The sequence below is a fragment of the uncultured Bacteroides sp. genome, assembly GCF_905207245.1.
Lineage (GTDB): Bacteria > Bacteroidota > Bacteroidia > Bacteroidales > Bacteroidaceae > Bacteroides.
The window spans coordinates 1-22,610 of record NZ_CAJLKP010000057.1 but is presented as its reverse complement, the minus strand read 5'-3'; the positions used below and the strand labels follow the sequence as shown (position 1 = coordinate 22,610).

Here is a 22,610-nt window from a genome sequence, read left to right as displayed (position 1 = left end):
AACCAAATATGAAAGCTCTTTTTCTCGTTTTTTACGGTTTTCAAGAGTATAACGGAATCAGCAAGAAAATCAAATATCAGGTAAACGCTTTAAAGAAATGCGGTTTGGATGTCCAAACCTGCTATTATGAAGTTACGCCCGATGGGAGCAGACAATGGTTAATAGACAATAAAATATTGGCGGATCTTGGCAAAGGAGTGATAGCCAAACTTAAAAAGCGTATTTCATTCCGTCCCATCATCCGATATGTGGAGAAAGAAAATATCTCATTGATATACATACGCTCCTACCATAACGCTAATCCTTTCACGATACATTTTGTGAGAGAACTTAAAAAAAGGAATGTAAAAATCCTCTTGGAAATACCTACCTATCCTTATGATCATGAGTATTGTTCTGTGAAAGAGAAGATACAGCTATATACCGATAAATTATTCCGCCGTGCATTTTGCAGATATATCGATGCCGTTATCACTTTCTCTAACGATACAGAAATTTTTGGCTGTCGTACCATACGGATTTCCAATGGCATAGATTTTAGCCAAATTCCGCTAAGAACAAAAGTAAGTAGCTTAAATTATGAACTGCATTTAATCGGTGTAGCCGAAATACACTTTTGGCATGGTTTTGATCGTTTAATCAAAGGGCTTGGAGAATATTACAGTAATCATCCCGAATACAAAGTCTTTTTCCACCTTGTAGGTAATATAACTGGCGAAAGAGAATATCAAGAAATTATGACGCCCATACGTGAATACGGATTGGAACCATATGTCATTCTATATGGAGCGCAACATGGTGAAGCACTAAATACTCTTTTTGAGCAAGCAGATTTTGCAATTGGCAGTTTGGCTCGTCATCGTAGTGGAATATACAATATTAAGACATTAAAAAACAGAGAGTATGCTGCACGAGGCTTTTCCTTTATCTATTCAGAGACAGATGAAGATTTCGATCAAATGTCTTATGTACTGAAAGCTGCTGCTGACGAAAGCCCCATCAACATTCCACAATTAATCTCTTTCTGTCATTCTCAATCCATATCTCCACAGATGATAAGAGATTCTATCCGACATCTATCGTGGGAAGAGCAAATGAGAAAAGTGTACGAAGACCGGATATTCCGAATCTCACAAAATATATAGTTATGGCAAGCATCAAGCAACAAATGCTCTCGGGCGTATTCTATACAGCAATTGCCAGATATTCCGGCATTATCATCTCTTTGATAGTAATGGCTATATTAGCACGTCTGTTAAGTCCAGACGACTTTGGTATTGTTGCTATTGCCACTGTTTTCATCAATTTTTTTAGTATATTTACAAACATAGGAATTTCTTCTGCCATCGTTCAAAACAAAGAATTATCGTTGCAAGACATCAATAATATCTATATGTTTACAATATGGATAGGGGTAATACTGAGCGTATTGTTCTTTTTGTCTGCGAGCTTCATCGCCGATTATTATAAAGATAACCGCCTGCTTCCCATTTGCCAACTATTATCAGTAAACCTGTTCTTTTCATCTGCCGGAACCGTCCCCAATACACTTTTTTTCAGAGATAAAAACTTTAAATTTATCGCTTGGCGAACTCTTATCATACAAATATCAGTAGGAATTCTTGCCATTATGGCAGCTTGGAGTGGAGCAGGCCTTTACACATTACTTATCCAGCCTATATTATCGAGTGCTTTGATTTACTTTATCTCTTTAAAAAAATATCCTCAAAAGTTTCTCTGTACATGGGGAATAAATAGCTTAAAAAAAATATGGGCGTATTCCATGTATCAATTCCTTTTCAGTATAATGAGCTATTTTATCCGTAATCTAGACAAAATGTTGATAGGAAAATATATTGGTATGGCACCATTAGGCTATTATGAAAAATCCTATCGTTTAATGTCCTTACCAATACAAAATATCACTTATGTCATCACTCCAGTACTGCATCCTATTTTGAGCGATTACCAAAAAGAAGAAGAAAGATTAGCCTCCATCAACGAACGAATGGTACGCCTCCTAGCTTTTATTGGTTTTCCTATAAGCATACTTCTCTTTTTTTGTGGACGAGAACTGATACTTTCCGTATTTGGTTCTCAATGGTCACCCTCCATACTCGCCTTTCAAATACTTTCACTAAGTGTTGGACTACAAATTATAATGTCATCATCCGGTTCATTTTTCCAGAGTAGTAATGATACACGCGGGCTTTTCATCTGTGGCATCTTTACAGCCTTTGTCACTTGTACCGGATTTTTAGTCTGTATTCTATTCTTCCGTACTTTAGAAGCTTTTGCTTACAGTATACTGATATCCTATCTCTTAAGTTTTACACAATGCTACTGGCAACTCTATCATTATCTGTTCCGTCGCAATATAAAACATTTATACAAACAAATTATTTCGCCACTGTTTATCACACTACTTATTGGGGGCGTACTATATGTTCTCTCACTCTATTCCTCCAATTGGAATATATTAATAAGTTTATGTGTGAAGAGTATTCTAACACTATTTTTATGGGGAGGCTATATACAATGGCGTAAAGAATATGACATCATAGCCAAGATTAAGAAAATCTTTCACAAGCATTAATATTGCATCTCAGTATCCAGATAGCAGAGTAGAGATTGTTATAAAAATATTATGTTTTTTGTTTTCTATATTTAAAATAACATTTAGGAGGGAATACAATAAAAAGCAAGGCCCCAATGATACTTAATCCACATTTTTCATGATATTTAATCAATATTCTCTTATGAGAGTTTATGTATTCAAATGCTTGTAAATAATAAGGCAAAATATCTTTATACTCAAACATGGCAGCTCTTCCTATCATTAAATTATAGTATTGGAGGCAATGAACTGTGCAAATTTCATCTAAAGCAGGAAAAACCTTTTTTACCTTATCATCTGTCAATTTTAGTCGGAAAGTCATATTACAAAGAAAATTCTGTATATGAGATATATGGTATTCTCGCGATAGAGAAGATGTCCTATGAGTGTATATATAAAGCGGTTTATCAATTATTGTAGTCAAGTGCCCCTTCATAAATACCTCTAAGTTAAAAATAAAATCCTCTTCGGTCTTGAGTCCATCAATAAAACGAATATTATATCTGTCTAAAAGACTTTTCTTATAGATTTTTGTCCAGCATTGAGAATAAATCATTTTTTTTTCCAATAAATGCCGTAATCCATCTTCTTGATTCAAAATATAACCTTTACCAGTACAATCTTCATGAGATTTATTCCCAACTTCATCAATTTGCAGATAAGAACAACAAGCCACATCCGCATCATTGCGTATCGCATTGTCAAGTAGTAAAGCATACATTTCTGGTTTAAGTTCATCATCACTGTCTATAAACGAAATATATTCGCCTTGAGCCAGTTCATACCCCTTATTCTTTGCTGTAGCAGGACCAGAATTTTCTATATGAATACATTGGATAAAATCGTATTTCAATTCATAATTACTGCATATTTCGGATGAGGAGTCTTTTGATCCATCGTCAACCAAAATAATTTCAAAGTCTTTTTCATCTTGAGCCAAAACGCTTCCAAGACATTTATCAAGATACTTTTCCGTATTATATACTGGAATTATAACACTCAGTTTCATAATAATATACTTTAAAATGTTTGATTCAAAATTTAGACTAAACACATCAAAGAATGATGCATCTATAACAAAGATACACCTTTAAATCAAAAAATGCAACTATAGGTTATCACCTTAAATAATATTTTTGTTACCCTCCTCCAAACAAACTCTTAAAAAGTCAGGTCACCTCTATTTCTGTGGTTCTCCTTAGGCTTCTTCTTATTTTCAGCCCATCATTCAAGGAATATTCAGTAATTCGGACAATATCACGCACATCACTCTTACGACCGGGCAACTGACTAATAAAATAGGCATTGACCAATGTTATCTCTTCCAATTCAGGAGTTAAAACTCCAGATTTAAATCCATATTTATCGCCATTCTCGTTCTGTATAAAAACAAATACACTATCTTTGTGAATGGAACATCGAAACCACATGTTATTTTCAAAGACAGTGTTTACCAACTTACATAATAAACAAATCTAAGAATGAATAATTGTCATACTAATAATGGTTTACTTCCAAAAGTATCTGTTATTATGCCCATCTATAATACAGAAGTCTACTTATGTGAAGCTTTAGACAGTATCTGTAACCAAACATTAAGAGAATTAGAAATCATTCTTATCAATGACGGTTCTACAGATAGAAGTCAAAGCATAATTGAAAAATATGCAGCCCATGATTTTCGGATACAATGGCACACACAAACCAATCAAGGACAGAGTGTTGCACGTAATCATGGTCTACAATATGCTACTGGGAAATATATTTATTTTATGGATAGCGATGACATATTGGACATTGTGGCATTACAACAATGCTACGATGCCTGCGAGCAAAAAGATTTAGATTTTGTATTCTTCGATGCGGAAACAATTATGGAAGCATCCGCCTACTTACCGGATTATAACAGAAAAAACAAAATTAGTGACAAAATATGGAAAGGCACAGAACTTTTAGAATATGAACTACAGCAATACATATTTTCTGCTTCATGTTGGTTATGTTTCACCCGTCATTCATTCATCCAGAAATATTTCACAGGATTTCCTGCCGGCATAATCCATGAAGACCATATTTTCGTAATACAAATTCATTTGAATGCACAAAGGGTTGCGTATATCAACCAAACATTCTTTAAACGCAGAGTACGTTCAAACTCAACTATGACCAACAAATTTAGTATGCGAAATATAGAAGGATATAGCGTCGTATGTTCCAAAATGCTATTGCTACGCCAACAGCATCCTGAATGGACTTCCATAATAGACACCTACCTATGGCAGACTCTAAATGCCATTGTATGGAATGCCCATAGAATGACTTTTTTAGAGAAAATAGAAACAGTCTGTCGTTTCCAACGCTTATCTTTCAACAAATACATTACTTTCAGGCATTGGTTGGTATTCTGGTTTAAACCTTCTCATACTCCCTCAAAAACATAAGAAAAAAGAATGAAAGCAATTGTCTCTATTATCACAGTCAATTATAATGGCTTCGTCGATACCTGTGAAATGATAGAATCTTTTCACAAATACGAAACATATCCATACGAAATCATTGTTGTGGACAATGGATCGCATATGCCAGAGGGTGAAAAATTACAAAAAAAATTTCCTGACATAAAAGTGAAACAAAACACAAATACCGGCTTTGCTGGTGGAAATAATGCAGGATTGGCTATGGCAAAAGGGCAATACCTGCTTTTTATTAACAACGATACGCTCATCAAGGCTCCTATACTGGATACATTAATAAAAAGATTGGAGACAGATAAAAAAAATGGCGGAGTGTCTCCTATGCTAAAATATGCCTATGCCCCTGACATTTTACAATTTGCCGGCTTCACTCCATTTTCATATATAACCCTGAGAAATAGTGCAATAGGATTTAATGATAAGGATCAACCGTGCTATCATAAAGCATGTGAAACGGCATCATTACATGGTGCTTCAATGATGATTTCCCGCGAAGTGCTCCAAAAGGCAGGTCCCATGAGTGAAGATTATTTCCTTTTTTATGAAGAATTCGACTGGTCTGCCAGAATACTGCATGCAGGATATAGGCTATGGTATGAACCGGCTGCCGTAGTTTATCACAAAGAAGGTACGACTGCTAAAAAAGGATCGCTATTAAGAGAGTTTTATCTCTCACGTGCCCGGATACTTTTCGCCCGCAAGAATTTTACCGGTATTAGGAAACTTCTGTCCTGTCTATATATTTTCAGCATTGCTGCTCCTAAAAAGGCAATATTATATTTGCTTCACGGAGAATTAAGTTTAGCAAAAGCCGTACTAAGTGGTACATATAATGGTATAACATCAAAATATAAGAAATCATAAATATGAAACAAGCTTATCCCTCATTTATAATATTTTGCATTCTATTTATATTAAACACCTTAACGGCAGTCATTTATAATCTTTGCAATGAGATATGGCTAATGATTCCTATACGACTTGGAGCTGCTCTCATCAATGGAGCAGGTGTAACGTTATTAATGGTACTGGCTATACACTATATACATAAATTGTTTCATATCAATCTAACAAAAATTGTTTTATTCATAGCTTATTTCTTTTTTGCTATAGAAAGTTTCCTATTACTAAACTTTTATTCTTTAATAACTCCTTCCATCATTATGGTTACTATGGAAACAAGCCAGTCAGAAGCATCCGAATTTTTTACTTCCTACTTTGATATACATACATGCATGGTATTATTTTCTATATTAATCGTTGGTATATTACTTTTCTATTATTATAAAAAGCTATTGAATATCCCTCTCCCTGCATGGTTGCACAAAAAAGCAATCTTAATACCAACCTGTACCCTAACTCTCCTAATATACGCCGGTCTCACCTATTACATCACGCATATACGTCACATGACTTCTTACCAGGCATTGACCGGTATAGAACGCGTCTGGCATTCATCACAAAATGCAATACATGACAGAGCCGAATACAGTAAATATCTTCAATTGGTAAAACAAGATGCTCCAGTTCTCATAAGTAATTCCTCTGAAGTGCCTTATGTAATAATAATATTAGGAGAATCTCTTTCCAAGCTCCACATGGATGCTTACGGTTATCATTTACCCACTACCCCAAAGTTAAGCCAACAGATAAAAGATGACAAAACTTTAAAATTTGACAGTGTAAGAACTCCCCGCACTGTTACATCAGAATCCATTCGACAAATAATGACTTTCTTCGATGACAAATCAGCAGCACCCTGGTACCAATATCACACACTTCCGGCTGTAATGAAGCAGGCCGGTTACTATACTTGTTGGCTTTCCAATCAAGACAGTTTTACTGCAGGTGATGACAACTCTACCGCTGGCATTGCTTCTACTTCTGATTGTGTCAGGTTTCCTCACCAACGGCACGCTTCAGAAGAGCGATATGGCTATTTTGATGGAGAACTACTAACATTATTAGATCAAGAGCTCAGAAGACCTCATGAAAAAGCCTTTTTTTGTTTACATCTTATGGGATCACATCGTCGCTATACTAATAGATATCCCACTGAATTCAATAAATTCAGTATCCATGATATCGCAAAAGACATAAGTAATGAAAAAAAACGCACTATCGCCGAGTATGATAATTCAGTATTATACAATGACTTTGTCTGTGACCAAATAATACAACGATTCCAAAATAAGGATGCCATAGTTTTTAGCTTTCCCGATCATGGTGAAGAAGTCTACGATACCCGCAATATGTGTGGCCACGGATTATACAATCCAAGCTCCCCTATGCAAGAAATACCTTTTCTGATATGGACATCTGAGATATTCAAAAGGAAACATCCCAACATAGTCGAACAGATGAAGAATGCAACAAACAAGCCTTTCAATACAGCAAATATCATTCATACAATTATGGATATTTGCGGTATCCAGACGAAGGACTACGAAATCCAAAAAAGTTTATTATTCAACTAAGACCGCAACCGTTCGAACAAATCTTTCCACTGCCACATGATGTTCTCTTTAGAGTAGCGCAGGACATTTTTTCTTGCGCAAGCTCCCATTTGTTGCCTCAGAGCATCATCTTGAATCAGACGACCTATTTTTTGTGACAACAACTGTACATTCCCGTTTTCAACCAACAAACCATCCACCTCATCTTTAATGATATCCGATGGCCCATGCGGACAATCAAACGAAACACATGGAAGCCCGCAAGCCATTGCTTCTATCAATACCATACCAAATCCCTCAAAACGCGAACTCATGACATACATGGAACTTTCCAGATATTTCTGTTCAATATCTTTCACCGGAGCACATAAAAACAGGCTTTGTCCAAGCTGTTTCTGTTTAATACGATTTTCAAAGTTCTTTTGCAGAGCACCGTTACCATAAATGTATAAATTCCAATCCGGATAAGTCTGATGTACAATTTCCCACGCATCAATCAGCATATCATAGCCTTTCTGCTCATCATAACGGCCTACACTAATAATCTTCTTCGACGTGCAAGTACTGCCTACCGGGGGATAGAAAGGCATAGAATTGGGTATCACAACAGCTTTTTTTATTCTTTTCCAACTTTCCGAATCATATTCAGTCAACACAACCAATGCATCAAAGTTTCTTATGGTCCGTTCCAGTTTATAAGTCCAAATTTTACCTATCATTTTATATACGAGTCCTTCATTTGCCATTCTATGTAAATTACGGATAAATGGTTTAGCAACATGCGCCTCTGCTATTTTCTTGCTTCCATCATGTATTGAGCAAAGAAAATCAATATCACGGCTAATAGTTGTAATAGTAAAATCCGGATGAATAGTAAACAATAGCTTTTTTAGCTTTCGCTTATACTGATGCAATAACTTAAAATAAATAAATACACGCTTCCATATGGGTAGTCCATATTGTTGATGGAAATTCACATCCAAATCAATATGCTTTACTTTGGAAGATAACGGAAAGAATAAGGGGGCATTATTCTGATGTGCAGTTACTACATACATTTCATAACCAAAATTCTCTGCAAAATAGTTAACTTTTTCAGTAATAACCCGGTCAGCTCCTCCCACAGTATTCAAAGCAGGAAACACATAGACAATTTTCATACCCACTTTTTCTTTTTATTTTTGATTTGATTGCTGATTATCTTGTTCAGTCATGTTAGATGGAGTGTCTGCATAATGTTCCTGCGCATGAAACAAGCCCGCAAATTCCTTGGTGCTTTTTCTCAGGCGAAATAAAAAATTCTGCCAAAGAGAACCTTTGCCATCAAGCGTACTATTACAAGTCACCGCTCTTGCTTTCCTACTCCTAATAAATACAAGTTTACCATATTTCTTCAAGCCTAATGCCATCATGCCATCTTCACCACGAATTATATTGGTGCGAAATCCTACTTCACGAGCAGGCTCCGTATGAAAAGCCAAAACCATACCACGCACATTCTTTTCCGGACGTTTGATATTCTGAATATTCAGATAGATATCTCTCAGAAATTCGTAACCCAAGAGCCCCCAGAATGAATGGTTTTCATCCGGTAAGAAACTCCATAAAGAATAAGTACAAACAACATCTTTTCGCTGCAACTGCCTGATATGCGTATCAACATAATGCGGCGGGTATAAAGTATCAGAATCTATACACAGATGATATTTACCACGGGCATGCTTGAGCCCGCAAGCCCGGGCGAAACCCGGACTTTTTCGTTGCTCCTCAAAATAAGTCACACCCAAATCAGAGAGTACTTCAACGGTATGATCTGTAGACATATTATCTACTACAATAATCTCTGCCGGAAAATGGCAGACATTGTTACACAGTGACCATAGGCAAGCAGCAATATGCTTTTCCTCATTATGCGCAATAAGTACAATGGACACTAACGGTTCTGCCGGATAAAAGTGTGACACCTTTTCTCTAATTTCATCTTTGATGCCTGCCAAAACATCCGTCCACTCCTTATCAAAAATTGCCAGATAAGGTTTATACCACATTCCCATACTCCTGTTTTTCTTATAAAATTACTACTTTTCGTTTTTTTTCTCATTCACTAATTTCTCAAATAAATCGTGCCATTGGTTCCCAACAGCATCCATACGATAACGTTGAACAGATTTTGCAGCCTCCTGCCCCATCCGCTTACGCTCATCCTCATGCTCAATCAAATAGCAAATTTTTTCAGCAAGTTCATCTATATTTTCCTTCTCTACTAAAAGACCGTCAACCCCATCCGAGATTATATCACGTGGTCCGCAAGGACAGGCAAACGACACTACAGGTACTCCGCAAGCCATAGCTTCAACTAAAATCATCCCCCAGCCCTCAAAGCGGGAACTACATACAAGGATAGAACTTTCCTGCATTTTTTCTTCTATATTGGAAACTGGTTCTTCCAACACACATTGATTGGTCAGGCAACGTTCATCCACCATATTCTGAAGCAGAGGACGCATCGCACCATCTCCATAAATACTCAACACCCAATCGGGATGGATTTTGACCACTTTTTCCCAAGCCGGAATCAATAAATCAAAACCTTTCTGCTCAAAATAGCGTCCGACAGCAATCACACGCTTTGCCTCGCAGGTAGATTTTACTTGTGGCAAAAAAGGTACAGGATTAGGAATATTGCACACATTCTTCACTTCAGTCCACATTTGTTTATCTTCTTCTGTCAACACAACAAAAGCAGAAAGTTTGCGCAATTCATTAACCAACTGTGCAATCCAGTAATTTTCCACCCATTTACCAATCCACCTTGGTAGATAATTTTTAGGAACCTTTCTATAATGTAACTTACAAATATGCAATTCGCCCACCTTAATACTACCGTCTGTCAGGGAATTCAGGAAATTGATTTCACGTCGCAGCATAGAAATTGTGATATCTGGTTTGTATTCTTTTAAAAAAGCTTCCAACCGTTGCTTATATAGATTCTGTTTTTTCCTATACAATCCAAAACGTCTCCAGAATGGATAACGATACATTTCTTCAAAATTTATATCTAACTGCTTAACTTTTATGGAAGGATTCAAAGGGAAATAGGGCTTCTTGTCCCCACCATCCGTAATAACAATAGTAATTTCATATCCTGGCAACGTTGCTAAATAATTTGCTTTCAGTGTTAAAACGCGTTCCATGCCACCGGAAATGTACAACGTGGGAATACAATATACCAATTTCATAAATATAACCCTCCTATTCTGTTTTTTTGAGATATGAGTACAAATATAAGATTTCTTCTCGAATATACCTTATTCTAAAGGTATTTCTAAACTTATAGCGAATGAATGTCATTAAAAAACATCCAAAAGTTGGAATATACCGACTGACAAACACTACCTTTGCCGCGTTCAAAAAAAAATGATTATTATGGAAAAAAATTCAAACTTACCATCCAGGTTGAAGACAGTAAACCATGGACATTCGATGGCGTAACCACACACACAGACCAAAGATTAGTTTTAACCCAAATCTTTAAAAAAGTTCTCAAGACTTTATACAAAAGAGACAATGACGCCAGTTTTCGGGAATTCAAGGAGTTAGATCCCATTAAGAATATGATCAAAAGAATAGAAAAAGCTCTGAAAAATAAGAAAAAGAAAAAAAACAGCTCTCATTAACATCATTTAGCAGAAGTACGTTTTTTGACTGTTCAGAAAACGTACTTTGCTATGTATCAATACAAAAATCAGAGAAACACCGTACCTAAATTGGCATATTGGGGATTATCGAATGCTTATCTTCGCACCGTCAAAAAAGGAAAACCCTACGAAAAAACGCCGTCGCCGCCACAAGCAACCCCGCTTTACGCAAGAATTTTTCCATAATATTTAATCTAATCAAAGGTGTAAAAATGAAAAGAAACTTTTATCTACAGCATTCGCTTATGGCCATGAATGATCCCCGAATGCGGAACCTGACCGAAGAAGAGGGTTTGAAAGGCCTCGGCGCTTACTGGATTATTATTGAAAAACTGGCACTGCTGCCCGAACCCAGAGCGCAACTGGAATATTTGCGCCCTTTCTGTAGCAGCAAGAAAATATCCTTTGCCTACCTTACAAAAATCATTCTGGAATACCAACTTTTCAAACTCGAAGAGAACGGATATTTCTCCGCCGAAGAACTGAATCCTGTGAAAAAGAGAGAGAAAAAAGCGGCGGAAAATGACGGAAAATCTACCGATTCCAAGCCAAAAAATGACGAAAAACAGCAAAAAACGTCCGGAAATGATGCAGAAAATCAACTCGAAAAAGCCGCTAAATCACTGGAAAACAACGAATCTGCAAAACAGGCACTTGATTCATTTAAAGAGAATATAAAAGATATAATAACATCATCAGCAAAAGAAAAAGAAACTGCTGCTGGTGATGATGCTAATTTTCCAATCGTCCGCCACGATTCGCTGACCGTCTGCGACGGTTCCGGTCGTCCGCAACCCACGTTGCAACCCATACGTCCCTGGCAAGAGTTGGTGGACGAACTGGCGGAAAGAACACCCTGGTTGGAAGCGGTCTGCATGCAAAGTGACTACGGAACACTGCTGATGCGCCACATCAAGGAGGCTGTAGGCTGCTTCAAACAGCATATCGAAATCTACGACAAATGGCACAACCTGCTGACGCAGAGCGATGCACGCCGCTATTTCGTCAACTACACAAAGACTGCACAAACCTCGCAAGCCCTGCGTGCAGCATTGCTTGCCCTCGACGCCAAGCAGCAGTCCGCCGCCCCACCCGACCCTCACCGCTACGAACAGCTCGTCAACGGCAAACGCAGCTATCTGGGCTGCCCCATCCCCGACGACGCCCCGCCCCGACCGGACGCGACTGCTTTCTGGAACGAAGCAACGCACTCGTGGAGCTCGCCGAACTCCACACCTAAGTCCCCCAAACGCCACACTTGAGCGGGGTAAACTCCACACCTGAACGCCTCCAATGCCACACTTCAGCAAGACCGATGCCACACTTCGTGGTCATCCAAGTGTGGCATCGGCACCCGCGAAATGTGGCATCGCGGACGTTGAAGTGTGGCATTAGCAAACGATTAAAAAAATGAACTTAAAACAACCCAACGAACAATGAGAAATTTTCACCAGTACGGAATAGACACCAAAGGCCGCAACAGCGGCAATATCAAAACCATCTGCCCCCAGTGCAACGGCACCCGCGGACACAAAGGAGACAAATCGCTCTCCGTCAACCTGAGCGAAGGACTTTGTTACTGCCATCACTGCGGCTACAAACTCTACGTGCCCGACGATGCCGAAGAACGCCAACGCCAACAACGCCGGGAGCAACGCCGGAAAGCCAGCCAACTGCCCTCACACTTCCGCCGCCCCACCTTCGACCCTGCAAAGGCAAAACTTAGCGAGAAACTGGAAAAATACTGGACGCAAAAACGCTGCCTCGCCCAGAGCCTGCTCGCCGAACTGCGCATCACCGAAGAATGCATCAAACTGCCAGGCAGCAACGAAACGGAGAATTGCCTCTGCTTCAATTACTTCGAGAACGGTGTACTCATCAACACCAAATACCGCAGCGCACTGAAACACTTCAGGATGGTGACCGGCGCCGAACTCATCCCCTACAACATCGACGCCATTGCCGACACCCCGGAGTGCATCATCACCGAAGGCGAATTCGATGCCTGCGCCTTCATGACTGCCGGGCGGAAAGACGTCATCTCCGTGCCCGCCGGTGCGCAGAGCAACCTCACGTGGATGGACAGGTTCGTGGAGACGCACTTCGAACCCAAGAAAGTGATTTACATCGCTGCCGACGAGGACGGAGCCGGACAAGCGCTGCGCCATGAACTCGTCCGCCGCCTGGGAGCGGAACGTTGCCGCCTGGTTCACTTCGGTCCCGGATGCAAGGACGCCAATGAACATTTGATTCTTTATGGCGCTCAAAGTCTTCTCATCACTCTGGCGCAAGCCGAAGAAATCCCGTTGGAAGGCGTATTCACTGCCGAGGACTACCGGGAAGACCTGCGTGCGCTTTTTGAAAACGGGCTGTGCCGTGGTGCCGATACGGGTTGGGAAAACTTTGATGCGAACTGCACTTTCGAGACCGGGCGGAACGTTGTGATATCGGGAATGGCGGGACACGGCAAATCCGAATTCGTCGACGAACTTGTCCTGCGTCTCTGCCTGCGCCATGAGTGGAAGATAGCCTACTTCAGCCCCGAAAACTTGCCGGTCAATTACCATCATGCCAAGCTGATTGAAAAGTTGACCGGACTGCAATTTGGCCCCGGTCCGGGCATGACGGAAGAGCTGTACAACCACGCCGTGAACTGGCTGACGGCCAACGTGACGCACATCTTGCCGGGCACCGATGCCTGCACCATCGACCATATTCTGGAGAAAGCCCGCCAACTGGTATACCGCCGTGGAGTGCGCATCCTCGTCATCGACCCGCTGAACCGCCTGGACCAGCAATTGGAACCGGGGCAGACGGAACTGATGTACATCACCTCGCTACTGGGCAAGCTGGGACGCTTCGCCGCGCAACATAAATGCCTGGTCATTCTCGTGGCGCACCCGCGCAAGATGAACCGCAACACCGCCACCGGAGAACTGCGCCGGGTGGAGATGAACGACATCAACGGTTCGGCCAACTTTGGCAATATGTCCGACTACTGCCTCTGCGTGAGCCGCGACGATGCCAAGCAACTCGTCACCGTCTACATCGACAAAGTTCGTTTCAAGCACCTGGGCAGTGCTAATACGAATGCCAAGTTCGTCTACAATCGCTTGAACGGCCGCTACTGGCCTTGCGAGGAAGACATTGTTCACGGTCCGGACGGAGATAAACCGGGACCGGTAAATACAAAATTCGACAATGAAAATTGGTTGAAAAACACTTCAAAACAAAGTTGTTTATTCGATTAATTATCAGTATATTTGTACATGCTTTAGAGCAGTAAACAACCTAAACTTTAACATATGAAAATAGAAGATGATTCCACCCTCGACGCCCACTTCCCGATACGTACTTACGGAAAAGGAGAATTGGCACTTTGCTACATTCACGAAGTTTGCCAACAATCTGCGGTCAACCAGTTCAACGACTGGATACGCACAGCCCCCGGACTGGAGCAACGCCTGCTGGACACGGGCATGAAACGTACAAGCAGGCATTATACGCCTGCGCAAGTGCAACTCATCGTCAATGTTTTTGGGGAACCTTAGGGTTCCCTTTTTTTTATTCACAGTCACCGGATTCCCGGCAAGTCCTTGTTATCTTCCGTTATTCTCCCCTATTCCCTGCTATTCTTCCATAGCCTCTGCAAACCTCCTTCAACTTCCGTCCGCCCCGCTCCCACGCCGTATCTTTGTGCCATCAACGTTGAGAAATTAATTATTAACCATTAAAACATTATTCAACATGTCAAATGCTTTAGTAGTGCGCACAAAGCGCCACAAGAAAATCGGTGACAAAGAATCTCCCATGGTCTACACCCTGAAACGCAAGTCGAAAGATGCCAAAATCTTTAACCTTGAGCGCATTGCCCAGGATATTGAAGCTCTGGGTGGGATGTCGGCTGAGGACGTAATCCATGTCGGTAAAGCTATCGTGCGCCAGATGCGCCAGACCATGACCGACGGCAACAGTGTCCGTCTGGACGGTTTCGGAATTTTCCACACCACCTTTAAATGCCGCGCCACCGAAGTGGCCAAGGATTGTACGGTGAAGAATATTGAACGTGTCAACATCCGCTTCAAAGTGGCAAATACCTTGCGGCTGACCAATGACAGCAATGCCACCACCAAAGGAATGCCAAACAATATTGTCTTTGAACTGGTGACGGAAGATGGCAGCTCGTCCACCGGCGGCGGTTCTTCTTCCGGTGGTAGCGGAGAAGGGGGACTGGAAGAAGACCCGCTGGGATAGGTTCTAACGCCTCTGGCATTAGAAATTAAAAATTAAAGAATTAAAAATTAAAGGCTGCGCAGCCCATTAATCACTAACCATTAATCACTAATAACTAATTTACATGAAAAAAACGACTTGGGACAAGATTTTGAAAGTAATTATCGCAGTGGCTTCGGCTATAATAGGCGCTTTTAGTGCGAATGCGATGAATTTGTAAACACGTATGAGGAAGATCGATTTAATCGTCATCCATTGTAGTGCCACCCGCGAGGACCGCCCCTTTACCGAGCACGACTTGGACACCGCTCACCGCCTCCGTGGTTTTGATGGCATCGGCTATCATTTCTACGTTCGCCGTAACGGTGATATCAAGTCCACACGCGCGGTCGAGAGGGTCGGTGCCCACGCGCGTGGGTACAATGCTCACTCAATCGGTATTTGCTATGAGGGTGGACTGGACAGCCATGGATTGGCAAAGGACACCCGGACGGAATGGCAACGACATTCGTTGCAGGTATTGGTACGGGCGCTGAAGATGGATTATCCGGAGGCACGGGTTGTGGGACACCGGGATTTGAGTCCGGACCTGAATAGGAATGGGGAGGTGGAACCGATGGAGTGGACGAAGGAGTGTCCGTGCTTTGAGGTAGAGAAAGAGGGGTGGTAACCCCTCTTTTTTATTATCCCTCTTCTTTATTAAGAGAAATAAAACATCCTGTATGTAAACCCAACAGAGAGTAAAGTGCAGAATAGCCTCTAATATTCAACGAATTAAGTAGAATAACCTCTTATGAATGAAATGAAATCGAATGGTTATACCGAACTATACTATTATTGCGAAATGCAGAAATAAGCAAAAAGAGGATAAGGATGCGGAAATACCATAAGTGTTAAATAGGGAGTTGAGGATACTGTTGGGGATACTCGGTTGGGAATACAATGATGTCTCGAACAATTACCAAGACTGAGGTTGGGGATACTTTTTATCGTTGAAAAACAAGACATCCTTGAAGTGATATTTCTTTCGACATGGCATCTTTAAACGCTTTAAATGGACTTTCACAGGGGGATAATACAGCTCTGCAAGAGAATAAATGGGACTACAAAATGATATAATTGGTTGAGCTTTAGTAACTATACCCGTTTTAGATGGTATTATTGCGACGAAGATGTGCGCGCGGCTGCATAGTTACTAGCTCACAGGGGATACAAGAAATACAGATTAATTATCACATGAATCCGTAATTGGCTTAAAAGGACAATGACAAAATCGGCAGAGTCGGAGTCGGCTGCAAAATATTACTTTATAGTAACAGGTCTCACAGTCTCCGACGAGGTTAAAACCGGATGCCGCTCCTTATACTTTTCCGGTTGGGACTCATATTGCGATAGCTCGGATTCAAGATGCCGGAGACGTTCTTTCAAACCTCCAAGCTCTTCAATAAGGGATTTGTTCTCATCGTCCTTCTCTTTATACATCCTATATAAAAAAGAATCACCTTCAGGTGCAGACAAATAGGCTGCTTGAAAAGAACCCGCTGCATTTCCTGTTTCTTCACTACCACGAAGCATACAGCCACGACCGGTAAGAAGCCAATCCGAATCAATAGGAAAGACTAATACAGTGTTTTGGATAGCCGTTAATCCAACATTACTCCTTCCTTTTGAAATTTCCGTAATCAGAGAAGCGCTGACTGATATTTTAGACGCAAAGTCTTTGTTATCAGATACATATTTTCTATCAATCAGGTATTCCAACACCTTCAGAAAGCGTACAGAGAGCTCATTTAGCATATAATAATACAGTTTACTGTAAAAATAAATATCATCTCCTTTTGTTTGGTACAGAATACTGTATACCTTTGCATCAGGTTAAACGTTTACAACGCACAAAGAAACGAAAAAAGGCGCATAAAAACAATAATCAAAGAGCAGAATATGAAGAGGAAAAGGGCGGTTGATAGAAGATATTTGCCATGGGAAAATAGGAAAATGACCCCATGACAAGAAAGAATAATGACAAACGAACAATTAAACTATTTTATAGTATGAAAAAAATAGAATGGGAAAATCCGAAGAAAAAGGGTGAAGCTTATACTCACCTTATGAAGGTGTTCAAAGTGAGCAGACCTACCGTCAGTCTGGCGATGAGTTTCAAACGAAACAGTTTGGAGGCGGCACGCATGAGGCATGTGGCACTGACGCAGCTTGGAGCGAAGTTGCTGAGTGACGAGGAAAAGAGTCCGCAGACAGTCAAGATACTGAATGCGAAGGGAGAAACAGTAAAGACAGTGGTAATGGAAGAAATGTGATATGAACAGGAAACTGACAGGTAAAGAGCGGGCATTTCTCGCGGATATGGCGGCATTGTTGCAACAATATGACTGCCTGATGCATGTAGAGGATAATGAAATCTGTCTCGATATGGAAGACGAGACGGACGATGAACGCAAGGCGATGCACCTGCCGGGAGTGTACGCTTGGTTCGATATTGAATATTTCATGAATAAGAACTCTTGAAAGATAAAATCTCTGACTATGGAAATGTTTGGAAAGACACTGTGTGTGACGTTTGACGAGCTGGTAGGGAGCGGAATAATGAGCCAGGCGAATTACAAAAAACATGTTCGCGACGGAAAGTTCCGCGTACTCAGAAGAGGAGGTAACGGGCGGAAAGCCCAGATTGCCTATGAAAGTCTGCCGGAAGCCATCCGCACTGCTTATGACGCAAGAAATCCCCGAGCCAAAGAGCAACTCATACAACCACAACTGCCTATGAACGAACGTATGAAGCTGTGGAGTTCTTCAAAAGGCACATCCCGAAAATCACACTGGAACGGCAGGTGGAATACACACTGAACGCCAAAGTATTGAACGCCATGAGGGCCAAAGAAGCGGATATGACCTCTCGGCACAGCACTTGTGGGTTCAGAAATAAGAAGCTGGTGCGCAACACTCTCCTCGCCCTTTGTGAGCATCTGCGACGGCGATACGGGCATACACTGCCCCGGAGCACACCACGCCTGCTGGAGAAATACGATGCATACAAACGGTATGGTTATCAGGTGCTTGTGAATGGCAATTCGGGCAACCAGTCCGCCCGCAAAGTCGGCGCACGCGAAGGGCGCCTGCTACTGAAGCTGAAGCGCAGCAGGTTTCCGGTATATACTGATATGCAGATATTTGAAGAGTACAACCGACAGGCGGAAATAAGAGGGCTAAACCGGATTGAATCTCCGCAGACGGTGAACAATTACCTCTACAAGACCAGCATCAAACTGTGGTGGTATGCCGCAGTTCATGGTGAAGTGGCTTTCAAGAATGAGTTCATGCCGCAGTTCGACACCAAGCTGCCGGAAATGCCGAACACGCTGTGGTATGGCGACGGCACAAAGCTCAACCTTTACTATAAGATGTACGACAAAAAACAGAAGCGCATGGTGGCGCGCACCATCGATGTGTATGAGGTGATGGATGCCTGCACGGAGGTCTTTCTGGGCTACGCTTTCGGTGCGGAAAACTTCCTCACCCAATATGACGCCTACCGCATGGCACTGGAAACCTGGAAGGTGAAGCCGCACGAGATAGTGACCGACAACCAGGGCGGCCACAAGAAGCCCGAAGCACAGGCTTTCTTCAGTAAGATATGTCATCTGCACAAGACGACCATGCCCCACAACGGCCAGTCCAAGAGCATAGAAAGCGCCTTCGGGCGTTTCCAGCAACAGGTGCTCCACAAACTGTATAACTTCACCGGGCAGAACATCACCGCCGTGAAGGCAAACAGCCACGTGAACCTCGACCTTGTGATGGCTAACATCGCCCAACTGCCCACGCTGGAAGAGATGAAAGAACAGTATATCCGTTGCCGTCGGGAGTGGAACGACATGGAGCATCCTACTTCGGAAACCGGAATGACGCGCATGGAGATGTACACCACCTTCAACAGCCCGAATGCCGAACAGTTGGATGCCTACGAGGTGCAGGAACTCTTCAAGCTCGTCAGCCGGAACAGCGTAAAGTACAGCAAGCAAGGGTTTATCTTCGAACAGAACCGCCGGCAATACCGCTATATGGTGTATGCCGAAGACGGACTGGTGGACATGAACTTCCATATTCAAAACGTGGGCAACAATTTCCACTACCGCTACGACCCGCAGGATATGACGATTATCGAGCTTTGGCAGTCCACTCCCTCCGGGCTGGTTTATGCTGCCACCGCCACGCCGAAAGTTGTCATCCACCGTGCCACGGCCGACCGCACGCCGGAGGAGAACACGCTCCTGTTCACCCAGATACGCGAAAACGAACGCGCCCGCGCCGCACACCACATTGCTTGCGAAGAGCTGATGCTGGAAGAGTGCATCAGCGAGGCTTATGTCCGGCTGAGAGTACCGCGTCCCGTAGGCATCTCTCAGAAAGGCATGGAGCACTATCGCGAAGAGTACGCAGACGAAAGATTAATCCCGCCGGTAGAATTTCCTGAGGGGATGGGACCCGGAACGTATGTAGAGGAAGAGCCGTATGGAGAGGAAGAAGAGAGTGAGAAAGAAGGGACTCAAGGAATCGCCTCCGTGGGCGAATACACCAAAGCAACGTCTCAACTGACGGAAGCGGACTTTTACCAAAGTTTTTTCAACAATTAGATATCATTCAGTAATCATTTAAATATCATTTAAACCATGAAAGAACTTACCAAACAGGATAAGGACTCTATCCGCGACGCCCTGATGGAATATTGTAGTAACTACCCCTCGCAGAATCGTGCCGGCGAGAGCCTGAACGGAGTGAGTACCGCCACGGTATCACAAATCTGCCATTCGAAGTACGCCAACATCAGCGACGACATGTTCAGCCGGATAGCCACACAGATAGGCCTCAACCTTGAACGCTGGACGCTGACCGAGAGCAGCACCTTTTCGCGCATCACCTTTGCCATGACCGACGCGCAGGCCTACAAAAACACCACCTGGATAGTGGGCGACGCAGGTTGCGGCAAGACCACCGCCGCCATCGAGTACCGCCGCGCACACCGCAACGTCTTCTACCTCCTTTGCAGCGAGGACATGAAGAAGAGCGACTTCGTGCGCGAGATAGCCCGCCAGGTGGGCGCCCCCACCGACGGAACCAATCTGAGGGACACGCTAGACTATGCCATCTCCCTCATCACCTTCCTCAACAACCCGCTCATCATCTTCGATGAGGGCGACAAGTTGACCGACTCCGTATTCAGCTACTTCATCAGCATCTACAACCGGCTGGAGAACAAAAGCGGCATCGTCTTCCTCTCCACCAACTACATCAAGCGCCGCATAGAGAACGGCCTGCGCTACAACAAAAAAGGGTATAAGGAGATACACAGCCGCATCGGCCGCAAGTTCTTCGACATAAACGTAGCCACCGAACAAGACGTCTACGCAATCTGCCGAGCAAACGGACTGACGGACATGGCGGAGATAAAGCGGGTGCAGCGTGAAGCGGCACAAGGCGAGTACGACCTTCGACGGGTGAAGCGTGTGGTGCATGCCTGCAAGCGCATCCTCGAAGCCAAACAGACGGAAGGAGGACAAGCATGAGCAAAGAAGGGAACAGCGCCAAGACCTTTGCACGCAACGCCAAAGGTGTACGCGAAGTGTTGAGTATGAAGTTCAACACACTTGCCTTCGAGGGTGCATGGCACGATGCTTTCGGCACTCCCGAACGCCGGGGCGTGTGGCTCGTGTGGGGCAATACCGGAAACGGGAAGACTTCCTTCGTGATGCAGCTCTGCAAGGAACTGTGTCGCTTCGGCCGCGTGGCCTACGACAGTCTGGAGGAAGGCGCCTGCCTGACGATGCAGAACACGCTGAAACGCTACAATATGCAGGACGTCAACCGCCGCTTCCTGCTGCTGGATGCCGAGCCACTGGATGAACTCAGTCTGCGCCTGAAACGCCAGAAAGCGCCTGACTTCGTAGTGATAGACAGCTTTCAATATACGCAGATGACGTATGCCCAGTACATTAGGTTCCGCGAGCAGCACCGCAACAAACTGCTCATTTTCATCAGCCACGCCAGCGGCCGGAATCCGGACGGGCGCAGTGCCAGAAAGGTGGCATTCGATGCCTCGCTGAAGATTTATGTGGAGGGATACCGTGCACACTCCAAGGGGCGTTTCATCGGTCCGAAGGGGTACTTTGACATCTGGCCCAAAGAAGCGGCTAAGTATTATGGAGAAGACTTGAACGATTAACAATATAAAAAAGGAGGTTTATCATGGAATTTGTGAAACGTTACGGCAATGATGCCGATTATCGCCGCCGGCTGGAGGTGAAGTTGCAAAAGAGCACCGAGCACATCGAAGAGTTGGCCGAGTGGCTGTATGTGCACACGTCGGATATTGAAAGCACAGAGTACGAACGGCGATATGCCGAGTATAATTCGGAACTCCGCCGTCACGACATCTTCTCCGACGAGCTGGAACACTATGACAACCCCGCCCAAGCCTGGCGGGATAATCCGGAACGATGGCAAGGGTTGAACTGGGATTGCAGGAACAAAATCAGATATTAATCGCCCTGCAAGAATTTACCCGGTAGTAGTGAATTCACTACTACCGGGTAAATTCTTGTGCCTTCCTCTTGCAGGCGTACATCATTTCCGGTATTTTTGCAATAGAGAGCTAACTAATAAAAATAACATCAACTTTCAGATTATGAAAAAGAGACGTAACATCATCGGAATGAGCTATGCGCATAGAGTGACGGAAGTGCTGCGTATATACGAAGAACACGCACGTAGCGGATTGTCGAACCGCGAAATCCTGCGCCGCTACATCTGGCCTGTGTATCCTATCTGTGAAAAGACATTCTACAACATCATCAATGCCAGTGCCGACCCGCGCATCAAAGCCCGGCAAAACGAACTGGACGCTCAACTCACGCTGTTCTGACTTCTCTCTCGATGACCATGACAGCATATTGCTGTTCGTACACTTTGACATTACCCGGTTCCACCGTCTGCACACTCTTGGTACGCACCGCCGCCGACCGGCAACCTTCAAAGCCCCATCCTTGTACCGCATCGTTCAGGCGCTTCACCAACTGATAACGCTGCGTCGCACGCTCCACAGCCGTGCTTCCGTCGGCAG

The 22,610-nt window shown here is 43.1% G+C and carries 25 protein-coding genes and 1 pseudogene; 19 read left to right on the top strand and 7 right to left on the bottom strand.

All coding sequences use genetic code 11. From position 1 onward, the window contains the following. The first annotated feature begins 8 nt into the window (after positions 1-8). Positions 9-1,145, top strand: a complete 1,137-nt coding sequence (locus QZ135_RS16525) for a glycosyltransferase (protein WP_294611672.1) — start codon at positions 9-11, stop codon at positions 1,143-1,145. A 2-nt stretch (positions 1,146-1,147) separates the two neighbouring features. Continuing rightward, positions 1,148-2,596, top strand: a complete 1,449-nt coding sequence (locus QZ135_RS16520; protein WP_294611669.1) for a lipopolysaccharide biosynthesis protein — start codon at positions 1,148-1,150, stop codon at positions 2,594-2,596. Positions 2,597-2,645: 49 nt separating this feature from the next. Here the strand turns inward: QZ135_RS16520 and QZ135_RS16515 are convergent, their stop codons facing one another. Beyond that, a complete protein-coding gene (locus tag QZ135_RS16515; RefSeq protein WP_294611666.1) occupies positions 2,646-3,626 on the bottom strand; it encodes a glycosyltransferase in 981 nt (326 codons plus the stop codon). 160 nt (positions 3,627-3,786) lie between these two features. Further along, the gene (locus QZ135_RS16510) at positions 3,787-4,047 is read right to left on the bottom strand and encodes a hypothetical protein (RefSeq protein ID WP_294611663.1); all 261 of its coding nucleotides are present in this window, start codon (positions 4,045-4,047) and stop codon (positions 3,787-3,789) included. A gap of 51 nt (positions 4,048-4,098) precedes the next feature. Here QZ135_RS16510 and QZ135_RS16505 point away from each other — a divergent pair, with 51 nt between their 5' ends. Genes QZ135_RS16505 through QZ135_RS16495 form a run of 3 tightly spaced genes read left to right on the top strand, consistent with a single transcriptional unit; the run spans position 4,099 to position 7,568 of the window. After that, complete coding sequence (locus tag QZ135_RS16505) at positions 4,099-5,058, top strand: glycosyltransferase (protein ID WP_294611660.1); 960 nt, start codon at positions 4,099-4,101, stop codon at positions 5,056-5,058. A 9-nt stretch (positions 5,059-5,067) separates the two neighbouring features. Then, positions 5,068-5,955 carry a glycosyltransferase family 2 protein gene (locus QZ135_RS16500; RefSeq protein ID WP_294611657.1) on the top strand — a complete coding sequence of 296 codons (888 nt, stop codon included), beginning with the start codon at positions 5,068-5,070 and terminating at the stop codon, positions 5,953-5,955. Positions 5,956-5,957: 2 nt separating this feature from the next. Continuing rightward, positions 5,958-7,568: a phosphoethanolamine transferase gene (locus QZ135_RS16495; RefSeq protein ID WP_294611654.1), complete on the top strand. Its 1,611-nt coding sequence runs from the start codon at positions 5,958-5,960 to the stop codon at positions 7,566-7,568. On the opposite strand, the gene QZ135_RS16490 is transcribed toward QZ135_RS16495, so the two are convergent. The 3 genes from QZ135_RS16490 to QZ135_RS16480 are packed head-to-tail and all read right to left on the bottom strand — an operon-like array spanning position 7,565 to position 10,786. Further along, positions 7,565-8,707 carry a glycosyltransferase family 4 protein gene (locus QZ135_RS16490; protein WP_294611651.1) on the bottom strand — a complete coding sequence of 381 codons (1,143 nt, stop codon included), beginning with the start codon at positions 8,705-8,707 and terminating at the stop codon, positions 7,565-7,567. The genes QZ135_RS16495 and QZ135_RS16490 overlap by 4 nt on opposite strands. Before the next feature lie 15 nt (positions 8,708-8,722). Then, positions 8,723-9,601 (bottom strand): glycosyltransferase family A protein, encoded by an 879-nt coding sequence (locus tag QZ135_RS16485; RefSeq protein ID WP_294611648.1) that lies wholly within the window; start codon positions 9,599-9,601, stop codon positions 8,723-8,725. A 24-nt stretch (positions 9,602-9,625) separates the two neighbouring features. Next, the gene (locus tag QZ135_RS16480) at positions 9,626-10,786 is read right to left on the bottom strand and encodes a glycosyltransferase family 4 protein (RefSeq protein ID WP_294611645.1); all 1,161 of its coding nucleotides are present in this window, start codon (positions 10,784-10,786) and stop codon (positions 9,626-9,628) included. A 671-nt stretch (positions 10,787-11,457) separates the two neighbouring features. Here QZ135_RS16480 and QZ135_RS16475 point away from each other — a divergent pair. The 6 genes from QZ135_RS16475 (at position 11,458) to QZ135_RS16450 (ending at position 16,148) form a co-directional block, all read left to right on the top strand. Next, positions 11,458-12,507 carry a hypothetical protein gene (locus tag QZ135_RS16475; protein WP_294611641.1) on the top strand — a complete coding sequence of 350 codons (1,050 nt, stop codon included), beginning with the start codon at positions 11,458-11,460 and terminating at the stop codon, positions 12,505-12,507. 174 nt (positions 12,508-12,681) lie between these two features. Further along, entirely contained in the window at positions 12,682-14,496 is a 1,815-nt protein-coding gene (locus QZ135_RS16470; RefSeq protein ID WP_294611638.1) for a bifunctional DNA primase/helicase, read from the top strand. Between the two features lie 54 nt (positions 14,497-14,550). Further along, positions 14,551-14,796 (top strand): DUF4248 domain-containing protein, encoded by a 246-nt coding sequence (locus QZ135_RS16465; RefSeq protein ID WP_294611635.1) that lies wholly within the window; start codon positions 14,551-14,553, stop codon positions 14,794-14,796. A gap of 196 nt (positions 14,797-14,992) precedes the next feature. Beyond that, positions 14,993-15,499 carry a DNA-binding protein gene (locus tag QZ135_RS16460; RefSeq protein WP_294611633.1) on the top strand — a complete coding sequence of 169 codons (507 nt, stop codon included), beginning with the start codon at positions 14,993-14,995 and terminating at the stop codon, positions 15,497-15,499. Between the two features lie 103 nt (positions 15,500-15,602). Further along, the gene (locus tag QZ135_RS16455) at positions 15,603-15,698 is read left to right on the top strand and encodes a smalltalk protein (protein WP_021966955.1); all 96 of its coding nucleotides are present in this window, start codon (positions 15,603-15,605) and stop codon (positions 15,696-15,698) included. Between the two features lie 6 nt (positions 15,699-15,704). Next, positions 15,705-16,148, top strand: coding sequence for an N-acetylmuramoyl-L-alanine amidase (locus QZ135_RS16450; protein WP_294611625.1), 444 nt, complete (start codon positions 15,705-15,707; stop codon positions 16,146-16,148). Between the two features lie 632 nt (positions 16,149-16,780). Here QZ135_RS16450 and QZ135_RS16445 read toward each other — a convergent pair. Next, the gene (locus QZ135_RS16445; RefSeq protein ID WP_294611623.1) at positions 16,781-17,275 is read right to left on the bottom strand and encodes a hypothetical protein; all 495 of its coding nucleotides are present in this window, start codon (positions 17,273-17,275) and stop codon (positions 16,781-16,783) included. 254 nt (positions 17,276-17,529) lie between these two features. On the opposite strand from QZ135_RS16445, the gene QZ135_RS16440 reads away from it, so the two are divergent. From QZ135_RS16440 to QZ135_RS16405, 8 genes are all read left to right on the top strand, one after another. Next, entirely contained in the window at positions 17,530-17,793 is a 264-nt protein-coding gene (locus QZ135_RS16440; RefSeq protein WP_294611621.1) for a hypothetical protein, read from the top strand. A gap of 1 nt (position 17,794) precedes the next feature. After that, a complete protein-coding gene (locus QZ135_RS16435) occupies positions 17,795-18,001 on the top strand; it encodes a hypothetical protein (protein WP_294611619.1) in 207 nt (68 codons plus the stop codon). Between the two features lie 18 nt (positions 18,002-18,019). Beyond that, a complete protein-coding gene (locus QZ135_RS16430; protein ID WP_294611617.1) occupies positions 18,020-18,340 on the top strand; it encodes a hypothetical protein in 321 nt (106 codons plus the stop codon). After that, complete coding sequence (locus QZ135_RS16425; RefSeq protein WP_294611615.1) at positions 18,277-20,127, top strand: hypothetical protein; 1,851 nt, start codon at positions 18,277-18,279, stop codon at positions 20,125-20,127. Before QZ135_RS16430 ends, QZ135_RS16425 begins: the two co-directional genes overlap by 64 nt. A gap of 36 nt (positions 20,128-20,163) precedes the next feature. Next, positions 20,164-21,057 (top strand): AAA family ATPase, encoded by an 894-nt coding sequence (locus tag QZ135_RS16420; RefSeq protein ID WP_294611613.1) that lies wholly within the window; start codon positions 20,164-20,166, stop codon positions 21,055-21,057. Continuing rightward, positions 21,054-21,713 carry a hypothetical protein gene (locus QZ135_RS16415; RefSeq protein WP_294611611.1) on the top strand — a complete coding sequence of 220 codons (660 nt, stop codon included), beginning with the start codon at positions 21,054-21,056 and terminating at the stop codon, positions 21,711-21,713. The genes QZ135_RS16420 and QZ135_RS16415 overlap by 4 nt, the downstream gene beginning before the upstream one ends. Positions 21,714-21,736: 23 nt before the next feature. Next, entirely contained in the window at positions 21,737-22,033 is a 297-nt protein-coding gene (locus QZ135_RS16410) for a hypothetical protein (protein ID WP_294611609.1), read from the top strand. Positions 22,034-22,175: 142 nt separating this feature from the next. After that, positions 22,176-22,412, top strand: a complete 237-nt coding sequence (locus QZ135_RS16405; RefSeq protein ID WP_118421837.1) for a hypothetical protein — start codon at positions 22,176-22,178, stop codon at positions 22,410-22,412. Here QZ135_RS16405 and QZ135_RS16400 read toward each other — a convergent pair. Continuing rightward, positions 22,399-22,610 (bottom strand): annotated as a pseudogene (locus QZ135_RS16400) (hypothetical protein); the annotation flags it as partial. The gene QZ135_RS16405 and the pseudogene QZ135_RS16400 overlap by 14 nt on opposite strands.